Genomic DNA, 26,287 nt, shown 5'->3' on the forward strand with positions numbered 1-26,287 from the left:
GGCGGAACACGGGCGGACCGCCGCGGACAACTCTCGTCGAGTGGGAGCAGAAGTCATGAGCGTGGACTGGGGTTCGGGGACCGAACTGGGGGAGTTCCGGGAGCAGGTGCGGGCGTTCATCGCCGGCCACGCGCCGGGTCGGGCCGCCAGGGCGGGGGTACGCAGCCCGGAGAACGCCGAGGAGCTCGCCGAGCTGCGGCGCTGGATCGCCGCACTGTTCGAGGCGGGCTATTTCGGCGCCGACTGGCCGGTGGAGTTCGGCGGCGAGGCCGGGCACGATCCGCGTCGCGACGTCGTCGTCGCCGAGGAGATCGCGCGGGCCCGCGCCCCGATGCACTTCGGCGGCAACGGCCTGGCGGCCAGCGCGCTGATCCGCTTCGGCCGTGACGAGCAGAAGGCCCGGCTGCTGCCCGCCATCCGTTCCTGCGACGACCTGTGGTGCCAGTTGTTCAGCGAGCCGGGCGCGGGCAGCGACCTGGGCGGGATGCGTACCCGCGCGGTGGCCGACGGCGACGGCTACGTCGTGACCGGCCAGAAGGTGTGGACCACCAACGGCCATTGGGCCAACCGCGGGTACCTGCTGGCCCGCACCGACCCGGACGTGCCCAAGCACAAGGGCATCACCGCGTTCGCGATCGACATGGACACCCCGGGCATCGACGTCCGGCCGCTGCGCGAGCTCACCGGCACCTCCGACTTCAACGAGGTGTTCTTCGACGGGGCACGCATCCCGGCCTCGGCGGTGATCGGCAGGCCCGGTCAGGGCTGGATCGTCGCGAACGCGTCGCTGGCCGAGGAGCGCAACGGCGTCAGCGCCGCCGTCGTCGACCTCCAGCTCGCCTGGGAGGACCTGTACGCGCTCGCGCAGAAGATCGAGATCGATGGTCGGCCGGCGCTGGAGCAGGCCGACGTCCGCCAGCGCTTCGGCGCGCTGCGGGCCGAGATCCGCGCCTGCGCGCTGCTCGGGCAGTCCTCGTTCGCGCGCTGGCGGGCCGGCCGGGAACGGGTGATCGACGCCCCGGCGGGCAAGCTGTGGTTCAGCGAGCTGAACCTGCGGCTGAACGAGTTCGCCGTGGACCTGCTCGGCGCGCGCGGCATCCTCACCGAGGGCGACACCGACGCCGTCGACGGCGGCCGCTGGCAGGACGCCTACCTCTACGCCCGGGCGTACACGATCGCCGGCGGCAGTTCGGAGATCATGCGCAACCTCATCGCCGAACGCGCCCTCGGCCTGCCCCGCTAGCCCGACGACCCGTGAGCTCGACGACCCGCGAGCCCGACCCCTGCGGTCGGGGAAGGACCCGGTGACATGCTTCTCAGCGAAGAACAGATCAGCCTGGCCGACGCCGCCCGCGACTGGCTCGCGCGGCGCACCGACCTGGCCGCGGCCCGGGCCGATGGCGCGGCTCTCGCGGCGCTCTACTCGGCGGACGACGTGCGCGCCGCCGCCGAACTCGGACTCACCTCGCTGCTGCGGCCCGCGGAGGGGGGGACCTTCGCCGACCTCGCGGTCGTCGTGGAGGAACTCGGCCGCGCCGGCTCACCGTTACCGCTCGGCCAGGCCGCGCTGGTCGCCCGGCTGCTCGACCAGATCGGCATCGGGGCGGCGGTGTCCGACGCGGTGGCCGAGGGTTCGGCGCTCGCGGTCCCGGCCGCGGCGGAGCCGGACGACGCCGCGATCAGCGGTGTGCCCGGAGCCGACGGCACGCTCGTCCTCGCCAGCCGGGCGGCTGTCGTCGTCGGCGGCCTCGGCGCGGCCTGGCTGCTGGTCAGCGCCGCCATCGGTGACGATCGCGCCCTCGCGCTGGTCCCCGCGGCGAGCGTCACCCGCACCGCCCGCACCACCCTCGACCTCAGCCGGGACATCGCCGCCGTCGACCTGCACGGCGTCACCGTCCCGGCGGGTGACTGGACGCGGGTCGGCGCGGACGTCGCCGAGACCCTGGACCAGGCGCTGGCGATCATCCACACCCTGGACGCGGTCGGCGCCGCCGGCCGCCTGCTGGACCTGACGGTCGGGTACGTGAAGGAACGCGAGCAGTTCGGCCGGCCGGTCGGGTCGTTCCAGGCGGTCAAGCACCACGCGGCGACCATGGCCGTCGACATCGAGGCGTCCCGGCTCTGTGGCCACGACGCCGCCCGCACGCTCGACAGCGGCGACCTGGTCGCCGCCGGGACCGCTGTCGCGGTCGCCGGCTCCGTGGCCGGCGAGGGCACCAGCCGCGCGGCCAGCACGGCGCTACAGCTCCACGGCGGCATGGGCTTCACCTGGGAGCACGACCTGCACCTGTTCCTGCGCCGGATCAAGGTCGATGAGCTGGTCCGCGGCACGCCCCGCCGGCACCGCGAGCGCCTGGTCGCCACCGCCGGCTGACGGCCGGAGACGATGCGCCGGCCCCTGGGAGGCCCGCCTCCCGGGCCCCCCGGTGTCCGGCTAGCTGAAACCCGGCTTGACCTGTTTTTCCGTGGCGGGGCCTTTCCGAGATTCGGGACATAGTTATCTGTTATAACTAGGTAATGGATGAAGGTGCTGAGCGCTTCGGTGTCCTGACGGACGCGGCCTTCGAGCGGTCGCGTAAGCGGATCGGGGTTCCGCAGCCCTTGCCGAACCCGCCGCACAACTACGAGGTGACCTGGGACGCCTCCCGGCACTTCGCCTACGGCTACGGGGACGACAACCCGCTGTACTGCGATCCGGACTACGGCAAGGGCACTCGGTGGGGGACGCTCATCGCGCCGCCGACCTTCCTGTACACGATGGGTGAGGACGCGGCGCCCAAGCCCGACCCGGAGACGAAGGCATTGCTCAAGGGCGACCCGTTCGCGGGTCTGGGTTCCTATCAGGCGGTGATGGAGTTCGAGTGGTGGCGGCCGTTCGTCCTCGGCGACCGGGCGCGCTGCCTGCGCACCCAGGTCGGGGTGGTGGCGAAGCCCAGCTCCTTCGGCGGGCGCACCGCGCACGTCACCCACGACTTCATCTTCGCCAACCAGCACGGCGAGCCCACCTGCCTGCAGCGCGGCACCTGGATCAACGCGGAGCGGCACACGTCGCGGGAACGCAGGAAGGAGCATGACCTGCCGCAGCCGTACTCGGCGGAGCGGCTGGCGGAGATCGACGCGTTGTACGCGGCGGAGTCGCGGCGGGGCGGACAGCCGCGGTACTTCGAGGACGTGCTGGTGGACGAGGAGCTGCCGACGAAGGTGAAGGGTCCGTTGACGACGACGGACGTGGTGGTGTGGCACCTGGGCTGGGGGATGCAGCTCACCCCGCCGGGGGCGTTCCGGCTGGCGTACCGGGTGCGGGCGAAGGCGCCGGGGTTGTATCCGGCGAACGCCCTGAACGTTCCGGACACGGTGCAGCGGTTGCACTGGGAGCCGGCGCGCGCACAGGAGCTGGGGTTGCCGACCTCGTACGACTACGGCGGGATGCGCGAGACGTGGCTGTGCCATCTGCTGACCGACTGGATCGGTGACGAGGGCTGGCTGTGGAAGCTCTCGGTGCAGCACCGCCGGTTCAACTTCGTGGGGGACACGACGTGGTTGAAAGGGCGGGTGACCGGCAAGCGCCAGGTGTCCGGGCACGACGGCACCCGCAACGAGGTCGAGATCGAGCTGTGGGCGGACAACCAGCGGGGGGTGACGACGTCGCCGGCGAAGGCCGTGGTGCTGCTGCCGAGCCGGACTGGTGGCCAGGTCGTCCTGCCCACCCCGCCGGCAGACTCCGCCGACGGCATCGTCCGCCACGAGATGGACCGCATCGCGGCGGAGGCGAACGCCGGGTCCTGATGCTCCCCGCACCATGGAACGTCCCCGCCGGGCGAAGGCTGGTCCTTCGCCCGGCGGGGACGTTCGCCGTTTCGGGACCGGTTCCCCCTGCCTCGCCCCGGTCTCGGTCTCTGGGGCGAGCGTGGTGCAACGGATCATTACTTGACCAGATCGACCACCTAGTTTACAAAGATAGCGGTGTGCCGCACGTCTCACCGGTCGTCGACCGGACGCGTCGAGACCCGACGTGCCGAAGGGCTGACCCGTCCCGATCGGATCGCCGCGCGCCCTGACCGAACCGGTATGCCCCCCGCACCCGGCGGTCCGTCCTGCGGCGTCAGGGCCGGCGCGTCCGGCTGGCCGGACCCACCTGCACTCGATCACTTCGCGGCTGCGCCGACGGAGGGTGAGGGGAGACATCGCCTGCGATGACCCAACACATCGTCTTCCTGCTACTCGGGCTGGGGAGCGGAGCCGTCTTCGGGGCGCTCGCGCTCGGCCTGGTGGTCACCTACCGCAGTTCGGGCGTGGTCAACTTCGCCACCGGCGCCATCGCCCTCTACACCGCGTACACGTATGCGTTCCTGCGCAAGGGTGAGCTGCTGCTGCCGATCCCCGGCTTACCGAAGACCGTCTCCGTCGGCTCCGACTGGGGCCTGTGGCCCGCGCTGGGCGTCTCGCTGGTCATCGCCGCGCTGCTCGGAGTCCTGCTCTACGTGCTGGTGTTCCGGTGGCTGCGCACCGCGCCGCCGGTCGCCAAGGCCGTCGCCTCCATCGGTCTGCTCATCGTCTTCCAGGCGCTGCTCGCCCAGCGGGTCGGCACGACGCCCGTGTCGGTGAAGCGGATCCTGCCCAGCGACAACTACTCGATCGGCGACCTGCGCATCCAGGGCGACAAGCTCTGGTTCGCCCTGACGATCGTCGTCCTCGCGCTCGCCCTCGCCGGCATCTTCCGCTTCACCCGCTTCGGCCTGGCCACCCGGGCCGCCGCGGAGACGGAGAAGGGCGCGCTGGTCACCGGTCTGTCGCCGGACCGCATCGCCCTGGCCAACTGGGCCATCGGCGCCGTGGTCGCCGGCCTGTCCGGCATCCTGATCTCGCCGATCGTCCCGCTCATCCCGGTCTCCTACACGCTGTTCATCGTCCCGGCGCTCGCCGCCGCCCTGGTGGCCGGCTTCAACTCCCTGGGCCTCGCCGTCGGCGCCGGCCTGATCATCGGGATGGTGCAGTCCGAGCTGCAGTACCTGCAGTCGCAGCATTCCTGGCTGCCGCAGCAAGGCCTGGGCCAGCTCGTCCCGCTCGTGGTCATCCTCGCGTACCTGGTCTTGCGGGGCCGGCCGCTGCCCACCCGCGGCATGCTCATCCGCGCCAACCTCGGCCAGGCACCCCGGCCGCGCCATCGGCTGCTGAACATCGTCATCCCGACCGCCGTCGCGGTCGTGCTGCTGGTGGCCACCTCCGGTTCGATGCGGGCGGCGGTCGTCACCTCGATGCTGCTCGGCATCGTCACGCTCTCGCTGGTGGTCGTCACCGGGTACGCCGGCCAGGTCTCGCTCGCCCAGCTGACCCTGGCCGGGGTGGGCGGCTTCCTCGTCAGTCGGATGACGACCGACTGGAGCATTCCGTTCCCGATCGCGCCGCTGCTCGCCGCGCTCGGCGCGATGATCATCGGTGTCGTCGTCGGTCTGCCCGCGCTGCGCATCCGGGGTCTGCCGGTGGCCGTGGTGACGCTCGCCCTGGGCATGGCGGTCGAGTCGATCTGGTTCCGCAACCCGGACGTCAACGGCGGGACGGCCGGGGCGAAGGTGGCCGATCCGAAGCTGTGGGGGCTCAACCTGCGCATCGGCGCGGGCGAGGGCTACCCGCGCATCCAGTTCGGCCTGCTCTGCCTGGTGGTCCTCATCCTCGTCGGGCTGGCGGTCGCGGAGCTGCGGCGCAGCCGCCTCGGCGCGGCGATGCTCGCGGTGCGCGCCAACGAACGCTCGGCGGCGGCAGCCGGCATCGACGTCGCCCGGGTCAAGATCGCCGCCTTCGCGATCGGGTCCTTCATCGCGGGCCTCGGCGGCGCGCTGATGGCATATCAGCAGACCCTCGTGGACGCCGAGTCCTTCTCCGTCGTCGGTGGCCTGGCCCTGTTCGCCACCGCCTACCTCGCCGGGATCACCTCGGTCTCCGGCGGCCTGCTCGCCGGTGTCCTCGGCGCGGGCGGACTGCTGTTCGTCGCGCTGGACAAGGCTGTCGATCTCGGTAGCTGGTACCAGGTCATCACGGGTCTCGCCCTGGTCCTGTCCGTGCTGCTCAACCCGGAGGGCGCCGTCGGCCCCGTCCACGCCTGGTGGGGGAGCCAGCGGGCGAAGCGGTTGCGCGCCGAGCCGCCGGTCCTGCCCACCGTCGACGCAACCCCGGTGACCATCCCCGCCGGCGAACCAGCCGACGCCGCGGCCACGGCGGCCGGGCCCGCGCCCACCGAGACGGTTCCGCCCACCGAGACGGCTCCGGTCGCGGCGGATGCCGTCGCCGCGGTGGCGACCGCCGACGCCGAGCGGATCCTGCTCACTCTGCGCGGAGTCGGGGTGCAGTACGGCGGCGTGCGGGCCGTGCAGGACGTCAGCCTCGACTTCGGCCATGGCCAGGTCATCGGTCTGATCGGCCCCAACGGCGCCGGCAAGACCACGCTGATCGACGCGATCAGCGGGTTCACCGCCGCCACCGGCGAGGTCGAGTTCGAGGGCATCCGGCTCGACGGACTCAAGCCGCACCACCGGATCCGCAAGGGCCTGGGCCGCACCTTCCAGGGCATCGAGCTGTACGAGGACCTCTCGGTCACCGAGAACGTCTCCGTCGGCGAGGCCGCGGCGCGCAGCGGCGGCGGCCGGCTACCCGCCGATCACGCCGACTACCTCGACCGGCTCTACCGCGCGCTGCAGCTGCACGAGGTCCGCGACCGCCCGGTTCGCGAGCTGTCGCAGGGCCACCGCCAGCTGGTCTCGATCGCCCGGGCGCTCGCCGGCCGGCCGCGCGTGCTCCTGCTCGACGAACCGGCCGGTGGCCTGGACAGCACCGAGAGCCTCTGGCTCGGCGAGCGGCTGCGCGAGGTGGCCCGCACCGGAGTGACGATCGTGCTCGTCGACCACGACATGAACCTCGTGCTCGGCGTCTGCGACCGGATCGTCGTGCTGGCCCTCGGCGCGGTGATCGCCAGCGGCTCACCCGAGGAGATCAAGAACCATCCGGCGGTCGCCGAGGCCTACCTCGGCAGCACCCCCGTCCCGCCGCAGCCCGCGGCGCTGGCCGGAGCCGACCCCGGCGCCGCGGACGCCGACACCCCCGACGCCGACGCCGCCGTCACCACCGCTTCCACCGCGGAGACTCCGCCCGGACCGTCCGCATCGCTGGAGAAGGAGAGCGTCGGGTGACCGTCTTGCTGCAGACCCGCGGGCTGAACGCGGGATACGACCGGGTGCCGGTGGTGCGCGGCTTCGATCTGACGCTGCGTGAGGGCGAGGTCGTCGCCCTGCTCGGGCCGAACGGCGCCGGCAAGACCACGGTCCTGCTGACGCTCGCCGGGCTGCTGCCCGCGCTCGGCGGCGAGGTCGCCGTGCACGGGCAGGGCGTGAACCGGGCCAGCCCGCGGGCGCTGTCCAGGCTCGGCGTGGTGCTCGTGCCGGACGACCGGTCCCTGTTCACCACCCTGACCTCCCGGGAGAACCTCCAGCTCGGGCGGGTCAAGGGCGGGCTGAGCCTCGACGAGGTGCTGGACTACTTCCCGGCCCTGCGCAAGCGGCTCGACGTCCGGGCCGGGATGCTGTCCGGCGGTGAGCAGCAGATGCTCGCCATCGGACGGGCCCTCGTGCAGCGTCCGCGCATCCTGCTGATCGACGAGCTCAGCATGGGTCTCGCTCCGGTCATCGTGCAGGAGCTCCTGCCGGTCGTGCGGGCGGTGGCCACGGACACGTCGGCGGCGGTGGTGCTCGTCGAGCAGCACGTGCACCTGGTCATGGGCATCGCCGACCACGCGATCGTGCTCGCGCACGGCGAGGAGGTGCTGTCAGGACCCGCGGCCGAGCTACGGGCGAAGCCCGAGCTGCTGGAACGGGCCTATCTCAGCGAGCGGCACGCCCCGCGGGAGGCAGCCGCCTGACGTGGGCGAAACCCCCTCGTGGTGAGCCGGGCCCCGGTACCGCCTTCGGTGTCCCGGCCGTTCGGCAATGCAGGCCGGCGCCTGAAGGCCGCGCCCACGCGCCGTCCGGGACCGACGCACCCGGGCTCGCCGAGTAGGCCCCACGGGTCAGCTCGCCGCCGCGGGGCGCGGCCGATCGATGCTTTCACGCCGTGCGACCACCGTTGCATCAACGGCGCACGGTCGGCCGCCCGGTGGGACGCGTGGTAGCCGCGAGTCGGCGGTCATCTGTTCCATTCTCTTGACGAAATTCGTGACACTAATAACATAGTTTACCAAGTAAGCTTTCTTGCCCTTCTGGGCGTTTGCGGTCGTCGCCACCGGCGAGGACCGGCCGGAACCGGCGATCGACCGGCCGCGCGACCGGCGGGGACACCCCGCCTCCTACCGGGCGGCTGGACGGTGAGATGGAGGAGTAGTGGGCGCGAGGAGCAGGTACTGGCACGGCGGACGCCGCGGCGTACGGGCGGGAGCGGCGTTCTTAGTCCTCGGCCTGGCCTTGCTACCGGCGGCCTGCGGCAGCGGGAGCGGCGGCGACGACTCGGGCGGTTCGCCCGGGGCCACCGCGGCGACCGAGACGCTGCCGCCGGGCACGAAGGCGGCCGGCGCGCCGGTGAAGATCGGTTTCATCACCGCGGAGGGCGGCAGCGCGGTGTCGCTGCCCGAGGTCCGCGAGGGCGCGCAGGCGGCGGTGGCGTACGCCAACGGCCATCTCGGCGGCATCGGCGGCCGGCCCATCCAGCTCGTCGTCTGCAAGTCGCAGGAGGACGCGGCCACCGCCCGCACCTGCGCCAACGAGATGGTCGAGCAGAAGGTCACGGCGGTCGGCACCGGAACCACCGGCTTCGGTGACACCCTCGTGCCGGTCATCACCTCCGCGAAGATCCCGTACGTCACGGGCACCGCGACCGCCGGCGCCGAGTTCGCCACCGACGGGGTGTTCTCCTGGACCGGGGCCTTCCCCGCGACGCTCGGCGCGATGGCGACCTACGCCAAGGAGAAGGGGTACCACAAAGTCGCGCTGTTCGTCACCGACGTGCCGGCCGCGATCACCGGGGCCAACGCGCTGGGCAAGCCGGTGTTCCAGAAGTCCGGAGTGGGCCTGGACGTGATCTCGATCCCGCGGGGCTCGGCCGATGTCACCTCCCAGGTGACCTCGGCGGTCGGCAGGAAGCCGGACGCGCTCGCGCTCGTCGGTGACGCCACCCACTGCACGTCGGTGTTCAAGGCGTTCCAGGCCGTGGGCGCCACCCAGCCGAAGTTCGTCATCCAGCCGTGCGTGTCGAAGGCCGTCGACGACGCGGCGCCGGGCCAGCTCGACGGGTCGACGGTGTTCACCCCGTCGGACACCGACTCCGACGACCCGGAGGCGAAGCTCTACCGGACGGTGATGGCCACCTACGCGCCGAAGACGCCGACCGACGGCTACGCGGTCACCGGCTACCAGACGGTCCTCGGCCTCGCTCGGGCGCTCAAGGGCATCAGCGGTGAGGTCACCCCGGCGTCGGTGACCTCCACGCTGAAGGCGGCCAAGAACATCGTGATGCCGGCCGGGCATGGGCTGACGTTCTCCTGCGACGGCAGTGCCATCCCGAGCCTGAAGGCGCTGTGCTCGGCCAGCTCCGTCGAGGCGACCCTCGACGGCACCAAGGCCACCGACGTCCGGACGGTCGACGCGGCCAGCCTGTTCGCCGCCGGGTAGATCATCGTCGTCTGCCCGCCGGGCATCCGGCGGGCAGACGACGACGGGGGCTCGGATCGGACTGGTCGTCCGATCCGAGCCCCCGTGTCATGTTCCGGAGTGGTCGCGATCCGGCATGGAGGGAGTGCCGGAGCGGGCCGACGGACCGTGGCGTGGCCCGGGCGGGGCAGTGCCGGGTGGTGCCTGGGAGGGGCCGTCGGCGATGGTGCCGGAAGGTGCCGGTGGTGCTTGTGGCACCGTAGTGCCGGTATTGCGGACGTGGGTGGTGCGGGTACTGCGGGTGCCGCCGGGGCGGGTCCCGCCGCCGCGGGTGCCGCCGGTCAGTCCAGCAGACCGATCTGCCGGGCGGTGTGGACCGCGGCCGTCCGGTTACGCACCCCCATCTTGCGCATGATGCTGCGCATGTAGGTCTTGACCGTCTCGGCCCGGATGGTGAGCTGCTCCGCCGCCTCGACGTTGGAGCACCCCGTGGCCACCAGAGTGAGCACCTCCATCTCACGCAGGGTGAGGCGGAAGGGCGGTGGCTTCGCCGGGCTCGGCGCCACCGGCTCGCTGCGTAGCAGTGAGTAGATGCGCAGGATCTGGCGTCGCAGGTGGGGCGTCGTGAGCTGCGCGCTGAGCTCCAGCAGCTCGATCTGGGCCAGGCGAACCCGTTCCCGCTGGGTCCGCGCGTCGGTCGGTTGGTTGTCGGCGGTGAACGAACCCGACGCTCGGTCGAAGCCGGCGGCGGTCATCGTCCGGTGCAGGCGCACCTGCACAGCGGACGAGTCCGAGACCACTAGGCTCATCGTGCTCCTCTCCCTGTCCACTCCGGTTTACCCGACCGCTCCGGATGAGGATCACCGGTCAATCACCGGCAGTCCGGCAGATTCATCCGAGGGTCGGGCAGGGGATCAGCCGTACACCACCTTTGTGGGTGGCCATGCATGGCCCGACCCCGGGTGAAGTGGCGCGCCGCCACACCAACTCCCTCCGGGCTCGGCATGCCTTCGCCGGGCCCCCACTGTCGGCTACATCGAAAAGGTTATCCCGCCGCCCGCCCATGCCGTCAATGCCGCCCGCTCCGATGTGCGAGAACTGACTCTCGCGGCGTGGGGGAAGACCCAATGAGGATCCTGATCCCCTCCCCCGAACGGGGGCCCGTCCGGTGCTGCTGGTCACGCCGCCGCTCGCACGTCCCATCGGTTTGCGAGGGGCACGGAAGGAGATTCATGGGGCCACCTGGACGAGCGAGTTGCCGACGCGGGGGCCGGCGACGAAAACGGCTCCGCCAGGTTATCCGATGAGCCCCTGTGTTTATTAGGCGGGCCGGGGGCCGGCCGAGGCGGGCGGATGCACGGGAATCCGCCCATCGTCACCCCTGGAATGGGTGGCACTGGCCGCAGTCCTGATCTTCGGGGAGATCCGCAAACTCCGGCGCCTGGACCGCGGCGGTTACGGCGACATCTACGTTGCCGCCGTGGTCCGCTCGGACGAGCAGTTCGTAGCACATCCAGGTGTTCGATGCTCCCGACCCGGCCAACTTCAGGGCCCCGGACGGGCCGTCACCGGCGGCCGGCGTGCGGATGGCCGGAGCCTGGCGGCCGACGGCGAGACGATCCGGCCACCCGCCCCGGGCGGTCCGTTCGCCGCCGGTGGGCCGGGGCCCGGTCGCCGGGCTCCCCTGGTGACCTCGGTTGGCCGGCGCGGGCCCCCGTCCCCTCCGGGTGCGCCCACGGTCGCGCTGGTCGTGTCGCTGGGAGCCTTCCTGGCCGTGGTCGGCCCTGCCTCGGGGAGCGCCATCCGTCGTCGCCGGTTCGATCGGCATCACGGACCGCGCCCTGGCATCCGGCGGCAACGGGCTGGGCCGGTCCCGGCGGCCTCGGTGGGTCCGGGCGGTGCCGGCGCGGGGACCGGCACCCGTCCCCGCAGCCCGGCCCGGCGAGAGGATCGTCGAGCCCACGGCCGACGTCTCCCGGCCCCGACCTCGTCGGCGATTTCTCGAGGGTCGCCGTTCCCTTGTCGGCGAACCGTTGCGCCGGCCTCACTCAATGGGCACGGACAACTTTCGCAGCTCGACGGCGCCGGATGATTTCGGCCGCCTGCCCGCCGGCGGCGGCTTTCCCGCACGGGCCGAATGCGGCGCAGCTGCGGGTCGCCGAGGTTCGTGCTTCCGGTCTGCGACGAGAAGGAGATGGGTGAACGCGACGTGTGCCGCCCGCCCGCGTATAAAACACCGTCCTGAAGGCCGGGGAAGGACGTGTTGAAATTGCGGTAGGAGGGAGTGCGGACTGAATGATTGTGAGCGACGACCCGCCGTCGATGAAACCATCCGGTATCGAGTCCGTGACCGTTCGGGGTCGACGGTCCCCCGCCCTGATCGAGGTCTTGTTCTCGCGCGGAATCAGGCGTCTCTCGCGCTGAAACCAGATAGTCCTCCCGGTAGATCCGAGCGGATTTATCCGCCGGTGGAGCCGCTGCTGTCCAGGAACCACCGGGTCGTCGTCGAATGCCGGCCGCGGTGGGGCGGCCGGTCGACCGGGACGCAGCCGGGAGAATCACCTCCTGCCGCTACGACAGCCTGCCGCGCAGGTTCTCCCCAGGACGTCGGGGCGCGGGTTCAGGGCGGTGCGGGGCGGCCTGGCCCGGCTGTTACCGTCCGAGGGCGACAAACCGTCACCGGTTCAGCGGCCCCGGCTGCCGCGGGCTGGCGGGCCGCGCCCGCCGGCGGACCGGCGAGGTGCCCGACGACTGGGTGGACGACCCGCAGCCGGGGTGGCGACGTCGTCGGCCCGACGCCGGAGTACCCGGGGATGCCGAGGGGCTCCGTTACGCATCCTCGCTGGTCAGGCGCGCGACGGGCGGCCTGCCGAGCCGGTGGCGGCACGGCGGACCACGGTGGATTGAGGGCTCGGCTCGGTCCCGCGGCGGTCCTGGGCACGCTCGCCACGCTGGCATGCGTCGTCGTCCGCGCCTCGGTCGGAGAGGTCATGTCGACCTTCCTGGCCATCGCACTGTCCCGGTGCCGCGCGCTGGTGAGAAACACCGGGGCGAGCCGGCGGTGCACGTTCCGTCCCGCCGGTCGGCGCGGAGATGTCCGTCGGTTCGGGGCGACCGCGATGGAGCGCGCCGCAGTCTGATCAACTCGACGGTGGCGACCGCATTCTCCCCCCGCCGCGGTGGGTTCCGCCGCTGCTCCCGGAGATTGTCATCGTGCTGGTCAGGGGCCTTTTGACCACCATCTTCCGGTGGGTGCTCCGGTGGGTGTGGAGGTTCGTCCGGAGTCTGTCTGAGTGTCTGTCGCGTTCCGGGTGGGCCAGTGTCGAGAATGCGGCGTCGGGTGGGGCGGAGGTCGGTTCCGCGCCGGGAATCGGTGCGCGCGGCGATAGTGGCGCCCGCAATCCGGGGGCGTTCACGGGTTGTCGGCACCACGCGTGGTGTCATCGGGTTGTCCCCTGCTTGTGATTGTGTGGTCACGTCGGTCGGGGTACGGACGATGGCGGGATCCGGTGGCACCGACGCTGTGGTCGTCGGTCTTGTGCGCATCGCGGGGATGCGAGTGCCCGGCGTGACATCGCGGCGCCGACGCGAGCATTGCCCGGGGGACCAATTGGCAGGGTGATGGCCTCGACGGCGCCTTCGATCCCGGCGGGCAACCGCCATGAGCTCCGGCCTGAGGCCGAGTTCGGTGGCCGCTGGGAGGTGCGTGCGGGCAGACGCCAGGTGAATCCCGTCGGACTCGCCGGCTGCCCGCCGGTCCTGGTGGGTGTTCGTTCTGGCAGACGTCCGTGGCCAGGGGCGGTTGGGTAGGATATCTTTGTGCACTGAGTTAGAGATGTCGAGGTGTGCCGCCCAGGGGGTCGCATCCTCGTCGCGCGGCGCCAGCTCGGGCCGCCGGTGGTCGGACGGCCACGCCGATTACGAGGAGGCACCGACATGCCAGCCGAGGTACCCGTGCTGACCAGCGTCCTCGCCACCCTGGGTGATGATCACGTTCTCACCCTCACGCTCAACCGGCCCGAGCGGCTCAACTCGTTCAACCAGGAGGTGCTGGACGACTTCCGGGCGATCTGGGACTTCGCCGCCGTCACCGACGACGTGCACGTCGTCGTCCTGCGGGCGCAGGGCGAGCGCGCCTTCAGCACCGGCGTCGACGTGGTCGAGGGCTACGACCTCGCGCCGGAGCCGCTCAGGCAGGTCGACCCGGCCAACTACCTGTCCCCGAAGTTCAACCAGTGCTGGAAGCCACTGGTGTGCGCGGTGCACGGCATGGCCGCGGGTGGGGCGCTGTACTGGCTGAACGAGGCCGACATCATCATCGCCGGTGAGGACGCGACCTTCTTCGATCCGCATGTCACCTTCGGGATGACCGCGGCGCTGGAGCCGATCGGGCTGGCGCGGCGCATCCCGATCGGCGAGGTGCTGCGCATGGCGCTGCTCGGCAACGACGAGCGGATGTCGGCCCGGCGCGCCCACGAGATCGGGTTCGTCAGCGAGGTCGTCCCTCGTGACCGGCTGTGGCCGCGGGCGCAGGACATCGCGGAGCGCATCGCCCGGCACCCGACCGTGGCGGTCCAGCAGACCGTACGGGCGATCTGGGAGTCCCTGGACTCCACGCGGACGCAGGCCCTGCGCACCGGCCTGCTCTACGTGCAGGTCGCGACCCCGCCGGGCACGTCACGCACCCAGCCGGCGACCCGTGGCGGGTATGAGGTGCGGTGATGGTCACGTCGGCGGGCGCCCCCGCCGCTCGGTCCGGCCTGGCAGGTATCGTTTTGCGACCGGGCGCGCATCCCGGGTCACGGGCGTCGCAATCGGCTCAAAGCTAACTAGGTTTACTCTGTAGTACCGTAGGATTGGTACCGTGACCCTGCGGCCCTGGCAGGGATCGCGGCAGTGGTCCGCAGCATCCGAGGTCCGCAGCATCCGACGTTCCGTGCGACGCGAGGAGTCGATCCCATGGCCGCCCCGGTCTTCTCTCTGCCGGAGGGCCGGTCCGGGGCCGACGTGCGGTCCCCGAAGACGGCCGAGCTGCTCACCCGCAGGCTGCGACGAATGATCGTCACCGGGGAACTGCGCGACGGCGACTACCTGCCCCGCGAAGCCGAGCTCATGGCCCACTTCGGGGTCTCCCGCCCGACGCTGCGCGAGGCCGTGCGGGTGCTGGAGGCCGAGTCCCTCGTCGAGGTCCGGCGCGGCTCCCGTACCGGCGCCCGCATCCGGGTACCAGGCCCCGAGATGGTCGCCCGCCCGGCCGGGCTGCTGCTCGCCGTCGCGGGCACCACCCTCGGTGAAGTGCTCACCGCGCGCCTCGGCATCGAACCGCTGGCCGCCTGGCTGGTCGCCGATCGAGGCTCCGACGACGCGATCGAGGCCCTCGTCACCGCGCTCGACGACCTGACCGCCAACCTGGCCGACGACCCGAGCGGTGCCACCGCCGGAGCGGGGTTCGCCCGGTTCCACGAGGTCGTCGTCGAGCAGTCCGGCAACCGCGCGCTCGTGGTCACGGCCGGCATGATTCAGGAGATCCTCGCGCGGCACATGGCGACCGCGACGAGGACGCACTACGAGTCCGAGCCGGACGAGGTGCAGCTGCAGTACCGCCGGGCGGTCAGGGCGTACGAGAAGCTGATCACCCTCGTGCGGGCCGGCGAGGCCGACGAGGCGGAGCGGTTCTGGCGGCGCCACCTGATCTCCGCCAACGAGTCGCTGCTGCGCGGCTTCGACGCCGCCGCCGTCATCGACATCATCGAGTAGCCCGGGGCAGGGCCGGGTCCACCCCGTCCCGCCGATCCGGGCGCCTGGGCGAGCGCCGCAGCCGGGCGGCCCGGCCCGGCGACCCCAAAGTGTGGCCAGCGGTGCGCCGGGGGAGGATTAGCGGGCAGGCCGGAGCATCGGTGTCCCGGACCGGCGAAGCGCGGCCGCGGGCCGCCGTCGATGCGCGGGGGGAGGGCGGCGCAGAGGTGGGACTGCGGGCAGGTCGCGCGGTCCGTGCGCTGCGGGCCCGCTGGCCGGGTCGGAGCCGGCCGCTCACTGCCTCGTGCGTGGCCGCGGGACCGTCCCACGGCCGCTCCAGGCCAGGCCGCCCTGAGGTCTCCGAGCTGCCGCTGGCCCTGGCCGGCGCCGGGGTCGGCGTGTGGAGCTGGGAGCTGGCCAGCGGTCGGCTCGTCTGCGACGAACAGGCGGCCGCGCTGAGCGGTCTCGCCCCGGGCGAGTTCGACGGGACCATCGACGCCGCCTTCGCCGTGGTCCACCCGGATGACGTGGCGGGCGTGCGCAGGGCGATGTCCGGCGCTGCCCGCACCGCCGGCGCCGTCCTGGAGGAGTACCGGGTCCGGCGCCCCGACGGCTCGATCCGCTGGGTCCAGGCCCGGGGGGCCGTGCTGCGCGACGAGACGGACGGCGCGGCCCGGATGGTCGGGTTGGTCGGCGACGTCAGCCCCGTGCAGACGGACCGCGACGGCGCGGGCCCGGGGTCCACGGTGCTCTGGCGCGCCGCCCGACTGCTCGACGTCACCCACGCGCTCGGGCGGGCCCTGACCGTCGACGAGCTCGGCGACGTGGTCGTGCACACCGCCACCGCCGACCTCGGGATCGTCTTCGCCGCGGTCCTGCTCCACGGCGACGACGGCGAGCCGTACCGCAGCATCGTGCACCCGGCGACCTCGCCGGTCCTCGCGATGTGGCAGGCCCTGCCGGTCCGCGGGCCGGCCGCCGCCGCCGACGTCGTGCGCGACCGGCGGCCCCGCTATCACCGCAGCCGGGCCGAGTACCTCGCCGACTACCCGGACCGGGACGAGACCGTGCGGGTCCTCGGACTGAACGCCTGCGCCCACCTGCCGCTGGTCGTCTCCGATCGGCTCATCGGCGTCCTCGTGCTCGTCTGGGGCGTGTCCCGCGACTTCGACCCGGGCGATCAGGCGTTCCTGCAGACCCTCGCCGGGATCTGCGCCCACGCCTTCGAGCGGGCCCGGCTGTACGAGCGCCAGACGACGCTGGTCGCCGTCCTGCAACGGGCGATCCTGCCGCAGCGGCTGCCCGATCCGTCCGGGGTGCGCCTCAGCGCCCGGTACCTGCCGGCGAGCCGGGACGTCGGCATCGGCGGCGACTGGTACGACGCCATCGTGCTGCCGGACGGCGAGCTCATGCTCGTGGTCGGGGACGTCGGCGGCCACGGCCTCGGCGCGATCGCGATCATGGCGGAGCTCTACCAGGCCACCCGGGCGTACGCGTTGCAGGGGCGGAGCCCGGCGGAGATCACCACCCAGCTCGCCGCGAACCTCGCCGGTCAGGGCGACGAGGCGCTGGCCACCGCCGTCGTCGCCCGCCTCACGCCCGGCGAGCGGCGGCTGACCTGGTCCTGCGCGGGACACCCGCCACCGCTGCTGATCGCCGGGCGGTCCACGCGTTACCTCGACCAGGTGCACGGCCCGATCCTCGGCGCGGCGCCGGGCCACCGGTACGGGCAGAGCGTGCTGTCGCTGCCGCCCGGCTGCCGGCTGCTGCTCTACAGCGACGGGCTGGTGGAACGGCGGGGGACGTCCCTGTCGGAGCGCCTCGACGCGTTCGCCGCCGCCGCGGGCGCCGGGCCTGCACCCGGCCCCGGCCCGGCAGGCGGGTCCGGGCCCGGCGGCGGGCTGGAGGACCTGTGCGAAGGGATCCTGGCGGAGATCGCCGCCCCGTCCGGGCGCGACGACGACGTCTGCCTGCTCGCCGTCGGCCTGGACTGACGCCGGTTCGCCCGGCCGGCCGTCGCCGGCGGCGTCAGGAGCGGGTCGGCGTCAGGAGCGGGTCGGCGTCAGGAATGGGTCGGCGTCAGGAGTGGGCGACGACCCGGCCGGTCATCGACTCGGGCAGGATGCGCACCCAGTGCGGGTGCTCGATGCGGTCCGCCCATGGGGCGAGCCCGGTCTCCTCCAGCCTGGCCAGCGTCTGCGGGTCGTTGACCGCAGCCGCCCTGCCGTTGATCAGGACGCTCCAGCCCGTGCGGGCCACCGGGTCCTGGCCGTCGACCTCGAACCCGACGGCACCCTCCTCGAGCGCCGCGGACAGCTTGGAGCCGGTGGCCGTCCGGAAGGCGATGGCGTCCCCGTCCAGCACGTAGTTCACCGGCAGGACGAGGATCTCCCCGTCCGCGCGGAACGCGACCCGGCCCACCTGCTCGCCGGCGAGCAGCCACAGGCACGTCGCCGCGGGCAGGACCCCACCTCCGGCGTGGTCGAGGGTGACGGCCGTCTTGTCGCTGGCGCTGGCGGTGAAATCTGGCGCACCCACACTCGTCGATGTCATCGTGTGTTCCCCTCGTCCGCTGGGTGGGCGTCCGGACCGACGGGGCGCCCGGACCGCTTCGGCGAAGCCCGCTTCGGCGAAGCCCGCTTCGACGGTAGGTCGGTGCGCATCGAGGGATCAGGGCCGATCGTCGTCCGCCCACCGGGCCCTCCGGCACGGGTGGGCCCGTCCGGTCGGTGCCGGCTCGGTTCGACCCGGGTGCCCGGTGCCGACACCGCAGTCCTACCCGGACATCCGGTCTATGCGCACGTTGTTGGGCGGGGACTCGGGCGCCGCCGTCAGCAGGTCCGCAGCAGCCGGTCCAGCACGCGGGTGCCGAACTCGAGGGCCGTGACGGGGACCCGTTCGTCGACCCCGTGGAACAGGGCGCTGAAGTCCAGCTCCGGCGGCAGGCGCAGCGGCGTGAACCCGAAGTGGCGGATCCCCAACCGCTGGAACGACTTCGCGTCCGTCCCGGCTGCCAGCAGGTACGGCAGGACGCGCGCGCCGGGGTCCTCGGCCTCGACCGCCGCGGCGATCGACTCGACCAGGGCACCGTCGAAGCTCGTCCGGACCGGCGGCAGGGTGTCCCACTCGGCCCGCACCCGCCGGCCGAGCACCTCGACCAGCTCCCGGCCGAACGCCTCCTCCCGCCCGGGCAGGAACCGGCCGTCGACGGTGGCGCGGGCCGTGGCGGGCACGACGTTCGACCGGTAGCCGGCGTCGAACAGGGTCACGTTCGCCGTGTCCCGCAGCGCCGCCCCGACCAGGCGCGCCAGCGGGCCGAGGCGGTCGACGGCGGCCTGTGGATCGGCCTCGTCGAACGGGACCCCGGTGATGTCCGCGATCCCGGTGAGCAACGCCCGGACCGGATCGGTGAGCACCAGCGGGAAGCGATGGGCGTCGAGGCGGGCGACGGCCGCCGCCAGCGTGGCGATCGCGTTGTCGTCGTGCAGCATCGAGCCGTGCCCGGCGCGGCCGTGGGCCGTCAGCCGCAGCCACATGCTGCCCTTCTCCGCCGTCTGGACCAGGTAGGCGCGAACGTCCTCGCCGAGGGTGACGGAGAAGCCGCCGACCTCGCCGATCGCCTCGGTCGCACCCTCGAACAGGTCGGGGCGGTTGTCCACCAGCCAGCGTGCCCCATACCACCCGCCGGCCTCCTCGTCGGCGACGAACGCGAAGATCAGGTCCCGCGGCGGGGTGACCCCCTCCCGGCGCAGGCGGCGGGCCACCGCCAGCGTCACCGCGACCGCGCCCTTCATGTCGACGGCGCCGCGCCCCCACACGTAGCCGTCGCGCACCTCGCCGGAGAACGGGTGGACCGTCCAGTCGGCCGCGTCCGCCGGGACGACGTCGAGGTGACCGTGCAGGAGCAGGGCGCCCCGCGACGGGTCGGCGCCGGCCAGCCGGGCGACGACGTTGCCGCGCCCGGGTGCCCCGGACTCCACGTAGGTGACGTCGTAGCCGATGTCGGCCAGCCGGCCGGCCACGTACTCCGCCGCGGGCCGCTCGGCGCCGGGGGCGTGCGGATCACCGTAATTGCTGGTGTCCAGCGCGATGAGGTCGCTGGCCATCGCCACCGCCTCGCGGGCCGCGACCTGCTGGCCTGTCGGCACCGCTCATACCGCCGGTTCGTCCGCGCCCGGCCGCGCGGCGAGCGGCCCGCCGGCCTGGGCGGGCACGGCACCCGGGATCCGGGCGGCGCGGAAGGTCACCGTGCGCCGCAGCCGGAAGCCGAGGGTCTCGTAGAGGCGGATCGCGTTCGTGTTCGTCGCGGTGGCGTGCAGGAACGGGGTCTCGCCGCGCGCGCGGATCCCGGCGGCCACCGCCCGCACGAGCCGGGACGCCAGCCCCGACCCCTGATGGTCCGGGTCGGTGCAGACGGCGCTGATCTCGGTCCAGCCCGGGGGGTGCAGCCGCTCCCCGGCCATGGCGACCAGCGCCCCGCCGCGGCGGATGCCGAGGTAGGTGCCGAGCGCGATGGTGCGGGGCAGGAACGGGCCGGGGCGCGTGCGGGTCACCAGGTCGAGCATCTCCGGGACGTCCGCCGGGCCGAGGGGGACGGCGTCGTCGTCGCCGGCCGCGTCGATCCCGACGTCGATCATCTGGACCCCGGTGCCGAAGCCGATCTCCTCCCAGCCGGGCGGCACGCCCGCGTCGACGCCGGTGAACGGCACCAGGGCGCCCGGACCGAGCAGCGCCGCCGCGTCGGCCCAGGTGTTCTCGTCCGGCTCGTCGGGCAGGGCGACGAACGGGCACACGTCCGCCGGGTAGCGCAACACGTCCCCGCGCCGCTCGGCGAGGTGCGCGTGCGGGCCGAGCAGGGCCGAGCGGGCGGGGTTGTCCAGCACGTGCCGCACTGTCACGCGGCGACCTCGATCACGATCTTGCCGCGGGCGTGACCGGTCTCCACCTCGCGCAGGGCCGCGCCCGCCCGATCCAGCGGGTAGACGTCGCTGATGTGGGGGTCCAGCACCCCGGCCGCGACGAGACCGGCGACGGCGTCGAGCACGTCCGCGTTGCGGGCCCGCTGCACGGCCACCCCGCCGAGGCGGGTGACCGTCTCCGTGTCCGCGGCCGTGATCAGTCGCGGTGCCGCGTCGGCGGCGACGTCCCCGCCCGCCGGGGCGAGCACCCCGGCGATCTCCTCGAGCGCCGCGCCGCCGACGAGATCGTAGACCGCGTCTACGCCCTGCGGCGCGACCGCGCGGACCCGTTCGACGACACCGGGGCCCGGCTCGACCCAGGCGACCCCCAGCGACTCGACGAGGTCCTTCTTCCCGGCGCTGGCCGTGCCGACGACGGTGAGCCCGGCATGGCGGGCGATCTGCGCGGCGGCCACGCCCACCCCGCCACCGACCCCGGTGATCAGCAGGGTCGCGCCCGCCGGCAGGGCGAGCTGGTGCACGCCGTCGTAGGCGGTCGCCGCCGCGACCGGCAGGGCGGCCGCGTCGCGGAAGCTCACCGCGGCCGGCTTGTGCGTCGCCAGCGCGACCGCGAGCAGGGCGTACTCGGCGTAGGCGCCGCCGACCGTGCCCCCGAGGACCTCGTCGCCCACCGCGAAGCCCGTCACCTCCGGGCCCACCCCGGTCACCACGCCCGCCGCCTCCACTCCCAGCACGACGGGGAACACCGGGGCGGGCAGGCCGGGCAGCGTCAGCCCGTCGCGCAGTTTCCAGTCCACGGGGTTGACGCCCGCCGCGCGCACCGCGATCGCGAGCTGACCCGGGCCGGGCTCGGGCGTCGGCAGGTCGATGAACGCCTCCACCTCGGGGCCGCCGTGCGCGGTATAGACGTATGCCTTCGGCACCGCAATCCTTCCCTTCGTCTCTTCGCTGGCGTGGCCTCGCGCCACGGACATTGTCGATCACATGCTCGCCGCGGCGGCGCCGGGCCGGTATCGCGGGGTGTCACCGGCTCCGGCAGCCCGTTTCAACAACGGCCGCCGCCGCCACCTTCCGCACCGCCGGTCGGCCCCCGGACGCGTCACCGTCCCGCCCGGTCCCGCCCGGTCCCGCCCGTTTTCGTCCGGTGTCACCCGGTCTGCCAAGGCCGGGTCAGCCGTGGCGGCGGGCCCACTCCGCGGCCAGCAGCTCGTAGGAACGCACCCGGTCGGCATGCCGGTGGGTGATCGTGGTGACGGCCAGCTCGTCCGCGCCGGTCGCCGCCGCGAGCTGTTCGAGCCGGTCGGCGACCGTCGACGGGGAGCCGACGAGCTGGGTGGCCACCCGGTCGGCGACCTGTTCCCGGTCGGCGTCGCTCCACGTGTGCGCGGCCGCCTCCTGCGGGGACGGGAACGGGATCGCCCCCGCGCCGCTGCGGATGCTGCGCACCCACAGCCCGTAGCCCGAGGCCAGCCGGGCCGCGCTCGCGTCGTCCTCGCCGACGACGACGTCGGCGGAGACCGAGACATAAGGGGCGGCGAGATCCGTCGACGGCTCGAACGCCGCCCGGTACGCCTCGACCGCGTCGAGCACCGTGCTGGGGCTGTGATGGTAGGAGGCGGCGAAGCGCAGCCCCCGCGAACCCGCCACGGAGGCGCTCGACCCCCCGGACGCCCCGAGGATCCACACCTCCACCGCCGCGCCGGCCCCGGGCCAGGCGCGGGCCGTCTGGCCGTCCGCGGCGTGGTAGGTGTCGCGCAGCAGGGCGAGGACGTCGTCGATCTGGTCGGCGTACTCCGGGGTGTAGGCGCCCGGCTGCTGCAGCAGCGACAGGGTCAGCCCCAGCCGGGGCGAGCCGAGCAGCGTGCTGAAGTCGAAGCGGCGGGGGATCAGCAGGCCGTTCGCGGCCCGCTGGTCGGTGCTGTGGTCGGCACCGCCGAGGCTGGCCTGGTAGGCGGCCGCCGCAGCCGAGACGAGCGCCGGGGCGGACGTGGCTGCCCCGGGTGCGGATCCGCCGTTCGCGGAGGCGCCGTTCGCGGAGGCGCCGTTCGGGGAGGCGCCGTTCGTCGGTGCCGGCCGGCCGGGTGAGCGACCGATGCCGAGGTCCAGGCGGCCGGGGTGCAGCGCGTCGATCAGGCCGAACTCCTCGACGACGGACAGCGGGGTGCGATGCCCGCTCTGCACGCCGGCCGATCCGAGCCGAATCGTCGACGTCGCCCCGGCCACCAACGCGATCGCCACCGCGGGGGACACGCCGAGCAGGCCGGGGTTGAGGTGATGCTCGGCGAACCAGTACCGCCGGTACCCGAACTCCTCCGCCCGCCGTGCCAGGTCGACGGTGTTGCGCAGCGCGTCGTGCGGGGTGTCACCGGCACTGACCGGCACGAGGTCGAGGACGGCCAACGGGATGTCTGTCATGTCCGGCCTTTCGGGCGAGGCGGGTGGGGCTGGGTGACGCGGTCGGGGGCGGTACGGGGTCGGTCGGCCGGGCTGGGCTGGGCGGTCGATGCCGGCGGGGGAGAGGATTGCCGATACGGCCGGACTCTGTCGATCTGTGGCTGGGTCGACCTGTGGATGGGTCGATCTGTGGATGGGCGCAGCGGCTCGTCGGACGACGCGCGGGTGTGGACCGGCGCCAACCCCCAGCGCCCCTCGGTGGTTCCGCCGACGACATCGGCCGCCGGTCCGGCCTCCGGGCCGCTCCTGCGGCTGGCCCGGACGGTCCACACCGATCCATCCGGCGGCCGCCGCCGCGCTGCTGCGGGCCCGACGCGGCGGGCGAGCGGGGCGGTGACGGGTGGCCCTGGCCGGGACGGGTCAGGGGACCGGACGGGTGGTGCTGGGGGGCTGGGACGGCGCGCAAGGGCCGCGACGCGGCGCGAGCGGAACCGCGGAAAGCGGCGCCCGACCGGTCAGGGAGCGGGACAGAGGCTGCTCGACGAACGGCGCAGATCGATCACGAGCCGCCGGGTGAGCCGCCGCCGGGTGGACCGGCTGCGCGGCAGGCCGCACCGTTCGTCCGCGAAAGGCCGATCGGGCGCCGGCGACATCGCACCACTCCCTCGACTCGGGCTTGCGCTCGATCCGGGCCGCGAGCCGGCCCGCGCGTGGGCCGCTGGGGGACGCGGCCAGGCCGTGGCGCAGGCCCGCCGGGGCGGCGAGCGGCCGGGCCGGCCGAGATCGGGAACAGCGGTCCGGCGAACCGGTCCGCCGGCCCGGTTCAGCGGGCTGACCAGGCCTAACCTAATCTCGAAAGTCGACTATGTCCATAGGTCCACTGGAGTTCGCCACCCGGTGGGACCGGTCGGAGAGCCGCCCGGCGACGGCGGTGGGCGCCGCCGTCCCGAAGGGGGGTGACGTGCCGACGGATAAAACTTAGGCTTACCTAAATCGGGTGACCTCGTCGGGTCGCCGCCGCGACGGACCGCCGCCGTCCGTCACGAGAACGTGCCGGAGGACGATGATGTCGCTGCACGAGGCGATCCGGGCCGTGGCCACCGACCGCGCGCAGCGCCCGATCCGCTGCGAGCTCCAGGTCGATGCAGTCACCGAGATCTCCCCGTCCTTCCGGCGCATCACGCTGCGCGGCGCCGGGCTCGCCGCCTACACCGACCCACTGCCCGCGGACGCGTTCCGCCTGTTCCCATCGGTCCCGGCGGCGCGGGACGGGGCGGCGCGGGACGGGGCGGCGACGGCGGGGGCGCCGGGCGCGGGCGTGGCGCCGTCACGGGCGTTCACCGTGCGGACCTTCGACCCCGCCGCCGAGCGGCTCGCGTTCGACGCCTTCGCCCACGGCGCCGGTCTGGTGGACCGCTGGCTGCGGGGGCTCGGCCCCGGCACCGGCGTCGGCATCACCGGGATGCGCGTCGAGTTCGTCCTCGCGCCGGTCGCCGCGGCGGCGGCGGCCACCGATCCGCTGCTGCTGGTCGCCGACGGCAGCGGGCTGCCGGCCGCGGCCGCGATCCTCGCCGCCCTGCCCGCGGGTCGCCCGGCGCTCGCGGTGCTCGGCGGGGTGGCCACGGCGGACCGGGTACTGGTCCCGGCCCGGCCCGGGCACCGGATCCGCTGGGTGCGCAGGCACGCGCTGCCCGAGGCCGTGCGGACGCTGCCCCGGCTCGGCGGGGCGGCCGTCGCGTGGGTCGCCGCCGAGGCGGCCCAGGTCCGCATCATCCGCCGTCACCTGGTCGAGCTGCACGGGGTGCCGCGCTCGCAGGTCCGCACCAGCGCCTACTGGAAGGCCGGATTCACGATGGACGACCTGGACGCGGCGGCGGTGCCACGACAGGCCGAGGCGGTTGCCGAGGGCTGGGACGAGCGGGATCCGGAGGGCCTGGCGGAGATCGTCATCGGGTGACGGGCGCCCCGACGTGCGTCGCACATGTGATGTTCCTCCCCGGTGGCGCGATCCGCCCGGGGGGATGGAAAGATCCGATCAGGCGGGCGGTAGAGGGGGCGGGCAGTCGTGCAGGCAGACGCCGGGACGAGCGGACGCACACGTTCGGGCGACCTGCGGGAGGACATCCCGCATTCGGCCCGGATGTACGACTACTACCTCGGCGGCAAGGACAACTACGCGGCGGACCGGGAGGCGGCCGAGCAGGCGCTGGCGGTCTTCCCCCACCTGCGCACCTACGCCCGGCAGAACCGGGCCTTCCTGCACCGGGCCGTGCGGTACCTGGCGGCCGAGGCCGGGGTGCGGCAGTTCGTCGACGTGGGCACGGGCATCCCGACCTCGCCGAACCTGCACGAGATCGCCCAGCAGGTCGCCCCCGACGCGCGGGTCGTCTACGTCGACAACGACCCGATCGTGCTCGTCCACGCGCGGGCCCTGCTGACCAGCACGCCGCAGGGCCGGACCGCCTACGTCGACGCGGACCTGCGCCGCCCCGACGAGATGATCGCCGCGCCGGAGTTCGCCGGCACCCTCGACCCGGCGCGGCCGATCGCGCTGTCGCTCATCGCAATCCTGCACTTCTTCCCCGATTCCGACCGGCCCGCGGACATCGTCGCCCAGCTGTGCGAGCGACTGCCCGCCGGCAGCTTCCTCGTCGTCAGCCACGGCACGGCCGAGCTCGCGCCGCAAGCCGCGGCCCGCGTCGTCGAGGTCTACAACAGCCGCGGCATCCCGTTCCAGACCCGCGACCGCGCCGAGCTCGCCGCCCTGCTGCCCGCCGGGATGGAGCTGGTCGAGCCCGGCATCGAGGTGTTGCACCGCTGGCGCCCCGAGCCCGGCAGCGATCCCGACCAGTTCTCCGACGCCGACATCAGCGCCTACGGCCTGATCGCCCGCAAGTCGTAGCCCCTGCGGCGCCGCGGCGGCGTCAGCGTTGGGTCTCCTCGGCGGTGCCGACCGCGGCGGCCTGCGTCGTCTGGTCGGGCAGCCGCCGGGGATCGCCGGCGAGCAGGTCGCGAATCTCGGTGAGCAGCCTCGTCTCGTCGCTGATCGCCGGCTCCGCCTCGGGCTTGGGATGGCCGCGCCGACGCAGCTCGTTCGCCTTCGCCAACGGCATGACGACCACGAAGTAGACGGTCGCGGCGACGAACAGGAACGTCACCACGCTGTTGAGGAACAGGCCGTAGCGGAACACGCTGTGGTTGATCGTGAACTTCAGGTCGGCGAAGTCCGGCTTGCCGCCCACCGCGGCGACCAGCGGCGTCAGCAGGTTGTCCACCAGCGCCTTGACGACCGCGGTGAACGCCGTACCGATGATCACAGCCACGGCCAGGTCGACGATGTTCCCGCGCATGAGGAACTGCCTGAAGCCCCCGAGACCCGGGCGGATCAGCCGCACGGACGGCTCGACCACCGCCCGACCCCCACCGATGACCTTCCTGAAGCCGAACACGCCATCTCCTCGCCAGCTGAGCACGGACCCGTCGGGCATGCCGCCCGCGGCGGGCGGGCGGGCGGCATCGGCATGAGATCGCCCGGCCCGCCCGACGTCAGTCCGTTATCGCCCGGCGAAGGCGGATTCAATCCCGCGGTCGGCCGGGGACCGCCACCGCCGG

18 protein-coding genes are annotated in these 26,287 nt (G+C 73.4%); 11 read left to right on the forward strand and 7 right to left on the reverse strand.

The window, feature by feature from the left end:
• The first annotated feature begins 55 nt into the window (after positions 1 to 55).
• The 6 genes from FRAQA3DRAFT_RS00445 to FRAQA3DRAFT_RS00470 all read left to right on the forward strand — a co-directional run bounded on the left by FRAQA3DRAFT_RS00445 (position 56) and on the right by FRAQA3DRAFT_RS00470 (position 9,647).
• Positions 56 to 1,243 (forward strand): acyl-CoA dehydrogenase family protein, encoded by a 1,188-nt coding sequence (locus FRAQA3DRAFT_RS00445; protein WP_009399175.1) that lies wholly within the window; start codon positions 56 to 58, stop codon positions 1,241 to 1,243.
• A gap of 66 nt (positions 1,244 to 1,309) precedes the next feature.
• Complete coding sequence (locus FRAQA3DRAFT_RS00450) at positions 1,310 to 2,374, forward strand: acyl-CoA dehydrogenase family protein (RefSeq protein ID WP_009399176.1); 1,065 nt, start codon at positions 1,310 to 1,312, stop codon at positions 2,372 to 2,374.
• A 143-nt stretch (positions 2,375 to 2,517) separates the two neighbouring features.
• Positions 2,518 to 3,786 carry a MaoC family dehydratase N-terminal domain-containing protein gene (locus tag FRAQA3DRAFT_RS00455; protein ID WP_009399177.1) on the forward strand — a complete coding sequence of 423 codons (1,269 nt, stop codon included), beginning with the start codon at positions 2,518 to 2,520 and terminating at the stop codon, positions 3,784 to 3,786.
• Between the two features lie 407 nt (positions 3,787 to 4,193).
• The gene (locus FRAQA3DRAFT_RS00460) at positions 4,194 to 7,181 is read left to right on the forward strand and encodes a branched-chain amino acid ABC transporter permease/ATP-binding protein (RefSeq protein WP_009399178.1); all 2,988 of its coding nucleotides are present in this window, start codon (positions 4,194 to 4,196) and stop codon (positions 7,179 to 7,181) included.
• A complete protein-coding gene (locus FRAQA3DRAFT_RS00465; protein ID WP_009399179.1) occupies positions 7,178 to 7,906 on the forward strand; it encodes an ABC transporter ATP-binding protein in 729 nt (242 codons plus the stop codon). Before FRAQA3DRAFT_RS00460 ends, FRAQA3DRAFT_RS00465 begins: the two co-directional genes overlap by 4 nt.
• Before the next feature lie 457 nt (positions 7,907 to 8,363).
• Positions 8,364 to 9,647 (forward strand): ABC transporter substrate-binding protein, encoded by a 1,284-nt coding sequence (locus FRAQA3DRAFT_RS00470; RefSeq protein ID WP_009399180.1) that lies wholly within the window; start codon positions 8,364 to 8,366, stop codon positions 9,645 to 9,647.
• Between the two features lie 320 nt (positions 9,648 to 9,967).
• Here FRAQA3DRAFT_RS00470 and FRAQA3DRAFT_RS00475 read toward each other — a convergent pair whose 3' ends face one another.
• Positions 9,968 to 10,435, reverse strand: coding sequence for a LuxR C-terminal-related transcriptional regulator (locus FRAQA3DRAFT_RS00475; RefSeq protein WP_009399181.1), 468 nt, complete (start codon positions 10,433 to 10,435; stop codon positions 9,968 to 9,970).
• Between the two features lie 3,127 nt (positions 10,436 to 13,562).
• On the opposite strand from FRAQA3DRAFT_RS00475, the gene FRAQA3DRAFT_RS00485 reads away from it, so the two are divergent.
• From FRAQA3DRAFT_RS00485 to FRAQA3DRAFT_RS00495, 3 genes are all read left to right on the forward strand, one after another.
• The gene (locus FRAQA3DRAFT_RS00485; RefSeq protein ID WP_009399183.1) at positions 13,563 to 14,348 is read left to right on the forward strand and encodes an enoyl-CoA hydratase/isomerase family protein; all 786 of its coding nucleotides are present in this window, start codon (positions 13,563 to 13,565) and stop codon (positions 14,346 to 14,348) included.
• 237 nt (positions 14,349 to 14,585) lie between these two features.
• Positions 14,586 to 15,383 carry a FadR/GntR family transcriptional regulator gene (locus FRAQA3DRAFT_RS00490; RefSeq protein WP_009399184.1) on the forward strand — a complete coding sequence of 266 codons (798 nt, stop codon included), beginning with the start codon at positions 14,586 to 14,588 and terminating at the stop codon, positions 15,381 to 15,383.
• Between the two features lie 287 nt (positions 15,384 to 15,670).
• Entirely contained in the window at positions 15,671 to 17,356 is a 1,686-nt protein-coding gene (locus FRAQA3DRAFT_RS00495) for a SpoIIE family protein phosphatase (RefSeq protein ID WP_232291846.1), read from the forward strand.
• A gap of 85 nt (positions 17,357 to 17,441) precedes the next feature.
• Here FRAQA3DRAFT_RS00495 and FRAQA3DRAFT_RS00500 read toward each other — a convergent pair whose 3' ends face one another.
• The 5 genes from FRAQA3DRAFT_RS00500 to FRAQA3DRAFT_RS00520 all read right to left on the reverse strand — a co-directional run bounded on the left by FRAQA3DRAFT_RS00500 (position 17,442) and on the right by FRAQA3DRAFT_RS00520 (position 22,696).
• Entirely contained in the window at positions 17,442 to 17,915 is a 474-nt protein-coding gene (locus tag FRAQA3DRAFT_RS00500) for a pyridoxamine 5'-phosphate oxidase family protein (protein WP_009399186.1), read from the reverse strand.
• A 278-nt stretch (positions 17,916 to 18,193) separates the two neighbouring features.
• Complete coding sequence (locus FRAQA3DRAFT_RS00505) at positions 18,194 to 19,468, reverse strand: M20/M25/M40 family metallo-hydrolase (protein ID WP_051054519.1); 1,275 nt, start codon at positions 19,466 to 19,468, stop codon at positions 18,194 to 18,196.
• Positions 19,469 to 19,513: 45 nt separating this feature from the next.
• Positions 19,514 to 20,260, reverse strand: coding sequence for a GNAT family N-acetyltransferase (locus FRAQA3DRAFT_RS00510; RefSeq protein WP_009399188.1), 747 nt, complete (start codon positions 20,258 to 20,260; stop codon positions 19,514 to 19,516).
• Positions 20,257 to 21,204, reverse strand: a complete 948-nt coding sequence (locus FRAQA3DRAFT_RS00515) for an NADP-dependent oxidoreductase (RefSeq protein WP_009399189.1) — start codon at positions 21,202 to 21,204, stop codon at positions 20,257 to 20,259. The genes FRAQA3DRAFT_RS00510 and FRAQA3DRAFT_RS00515 overlap by 4 nt, the downstream gene beginning before the upstream one ends.
• Positions 21,205 to 21,451: 247 nt before the next feature.
• Positions 21,452 to 22,696, reverse strand: a complete 1,245-nt coding sequence (locus FRAQA3DRAFT_RS00520; RefSeq protein ID WP_009399190.1) for an LLM class flavin-dependent oxidoreductase — start codon at positions 22,694 to 22,696, stop codon at positions 21,452 to 21,454.
• Between the two features lie 1,042 nt (positions 22,697 to 23,738).
• On the opposite strand from FRAQA3DRAFT_RS00520, the gene FRAQA3DRAFT_RS00525 reads away from it, so the two are divergent.
• Together FRAQA3DRAFT_RS00525 and FRAQA3DRAFT_RS00530 are read left to right on the forward strand one after the other, a co-directional pair.
• Positions 23,739 to 24,632 carry a siderophore-interacting protein gene (locus tag FRAQA3DRAFT_RS00525; RefSeq protein ID WP_035920387.1) on the forward strand — a complete coding sequence of 298 codons (894 nt, stop codon included), beginning with the start codon at positions 23,739 to 23,741 and terminating at the stop codon, positions 24,630 to 24,632.
• Between the two features lie 108 nt (positions 24,633 to 24,740).
• On the forward strand, positions 24,741 to 25,577 hold the full coding sequence (locus FRAQA3DRAFT_RS00530; protein WP_009399192.1) for an SAM-dependent methyltransferase: 837 nt from the start codon (positions 24,741 to 24,743) through the stop codon (positions 25,575 to 25,577).
• Between the two features lie 22 nt (positions 25,578 to 25,599).
• Here the strand turns inward: FRAQA3DRAFT_RS00530 and mscL are convergent, their stop codons facing one another.
• On the reverse strand, positions 25,600 to 26,124 hold the full coding sequence (gene mscL / locus FRAQA3DRAFT_RS00535) for a large conductance mechanosensitive channel protein MscL (protein ID WP_009399193.1): 525 nt from the start codon (positions 26,122 to 26,124) through the stop codon (positions 25,600 to 25,602).
• Between the last annotated feature and the right edge of the window lie 163 nt (positions 26,125 to 26,287).

The sequence above is a fragment of the Frankia sp. QA3 genome, assembly GCF_000262465.1.
Lineage (GTDB): Bacteria > Actinomycetota > Actinomycetes > Frankiales > Frankiaceae > Frankia.

What these genes read in the sequence shown, in the direction of transcription:
- FRAQA3DRAFT_RS00485 (WP_009399183.1), top strand. Translation starts at nt 13,563, where the DNA reads ATGCCAGCCGAGGTACCCGTGCTGACCAGCGTCCTCGCCACCCTGGGT.
- FRAQA3DRAFT_RS00455 (WP_009399177.1), top strand. Translation starts at nt 2,518, where the DNA reads ATGGATGAAGGTGCTGAGCGCTTCGGTGTCCTGACGGACGCGGCCTTC.
- FRAQA3DRAFT_RS00460 (WP_009399178.1), top strand. Translation starts at nt 4,194, where the DNA reads ATGACCCAACACATCGTCTTCCTGCTACTCGGGCTGGGGAGCGGAGCC.
- FRAQA3DRAFT_RS00505 (WP_051054519.1), bottom strand. Translation starts at nt 19,468, where the DNA reads ATGGCCAGCGACCTCATCGCGCTGGACACCAGCAATTACGGTGATCCG.
- FRAQA3DRAFT_RS00500 (WP_009399186.1), bottom strand. Translation starts at nt 17,915, where the DNA reads ATGACATCGACGAGTGTGGGTGCGCCAGATTTCACCGCCAGCGCCAGC.
- FRAQA3DRAFT_RS00475 (WP_009399181.1), bottom strand. Translation starts at nt 10,435, where the DNA reads ATGAGCCTAGTGGTCTCGGACTCGTCCGCTGTGCAGGTGCGCCTGCAC.
- FRAQA3DRAFT_RS00445 (WP_009399175.1), top strand. Translation starts at nt 56, where the DNA reads ATGAGCGTGGACTGGGGTTCGGGGACCGAACTGGGGGAGTTCCGGGAG.
- FRAQA3DRAFT_RS00490 (WP_009399184.1), top strand. Translation starts at nt 14,586, where the DNA reads ATGGCCGCCCCGGTCTTCTCTCTGCCGGAGGGCCGGTCCGGGGCCGAC.
- FRAQA3DRAFT_RS00520 (WP_009399190.1), bottom strand. Translation starts at nt 22,696, where the DNA reads ATGACAGACATCCCGTTGGCCGTCCTCGACCTCGTGCCGGTCAGTGCC.
- FRAQA3DRAFT_RS00450 (WP_009399176.1), top strand. Translation starts at nt 1,310, where the DNA reads ATGCTTCTCAGCGAAGAACAGATCAGCCTGGCCGACGCCGCCCGCGAC.
- FRAQA3DRAFT_RS00525 (WP_035920387.1), top strand. Translation starts at nt 23,739, where the DNA reads ATGATGTCGCTGCACGAGGCGATCCGGGCCGTGGCCACCGACCGCGCG.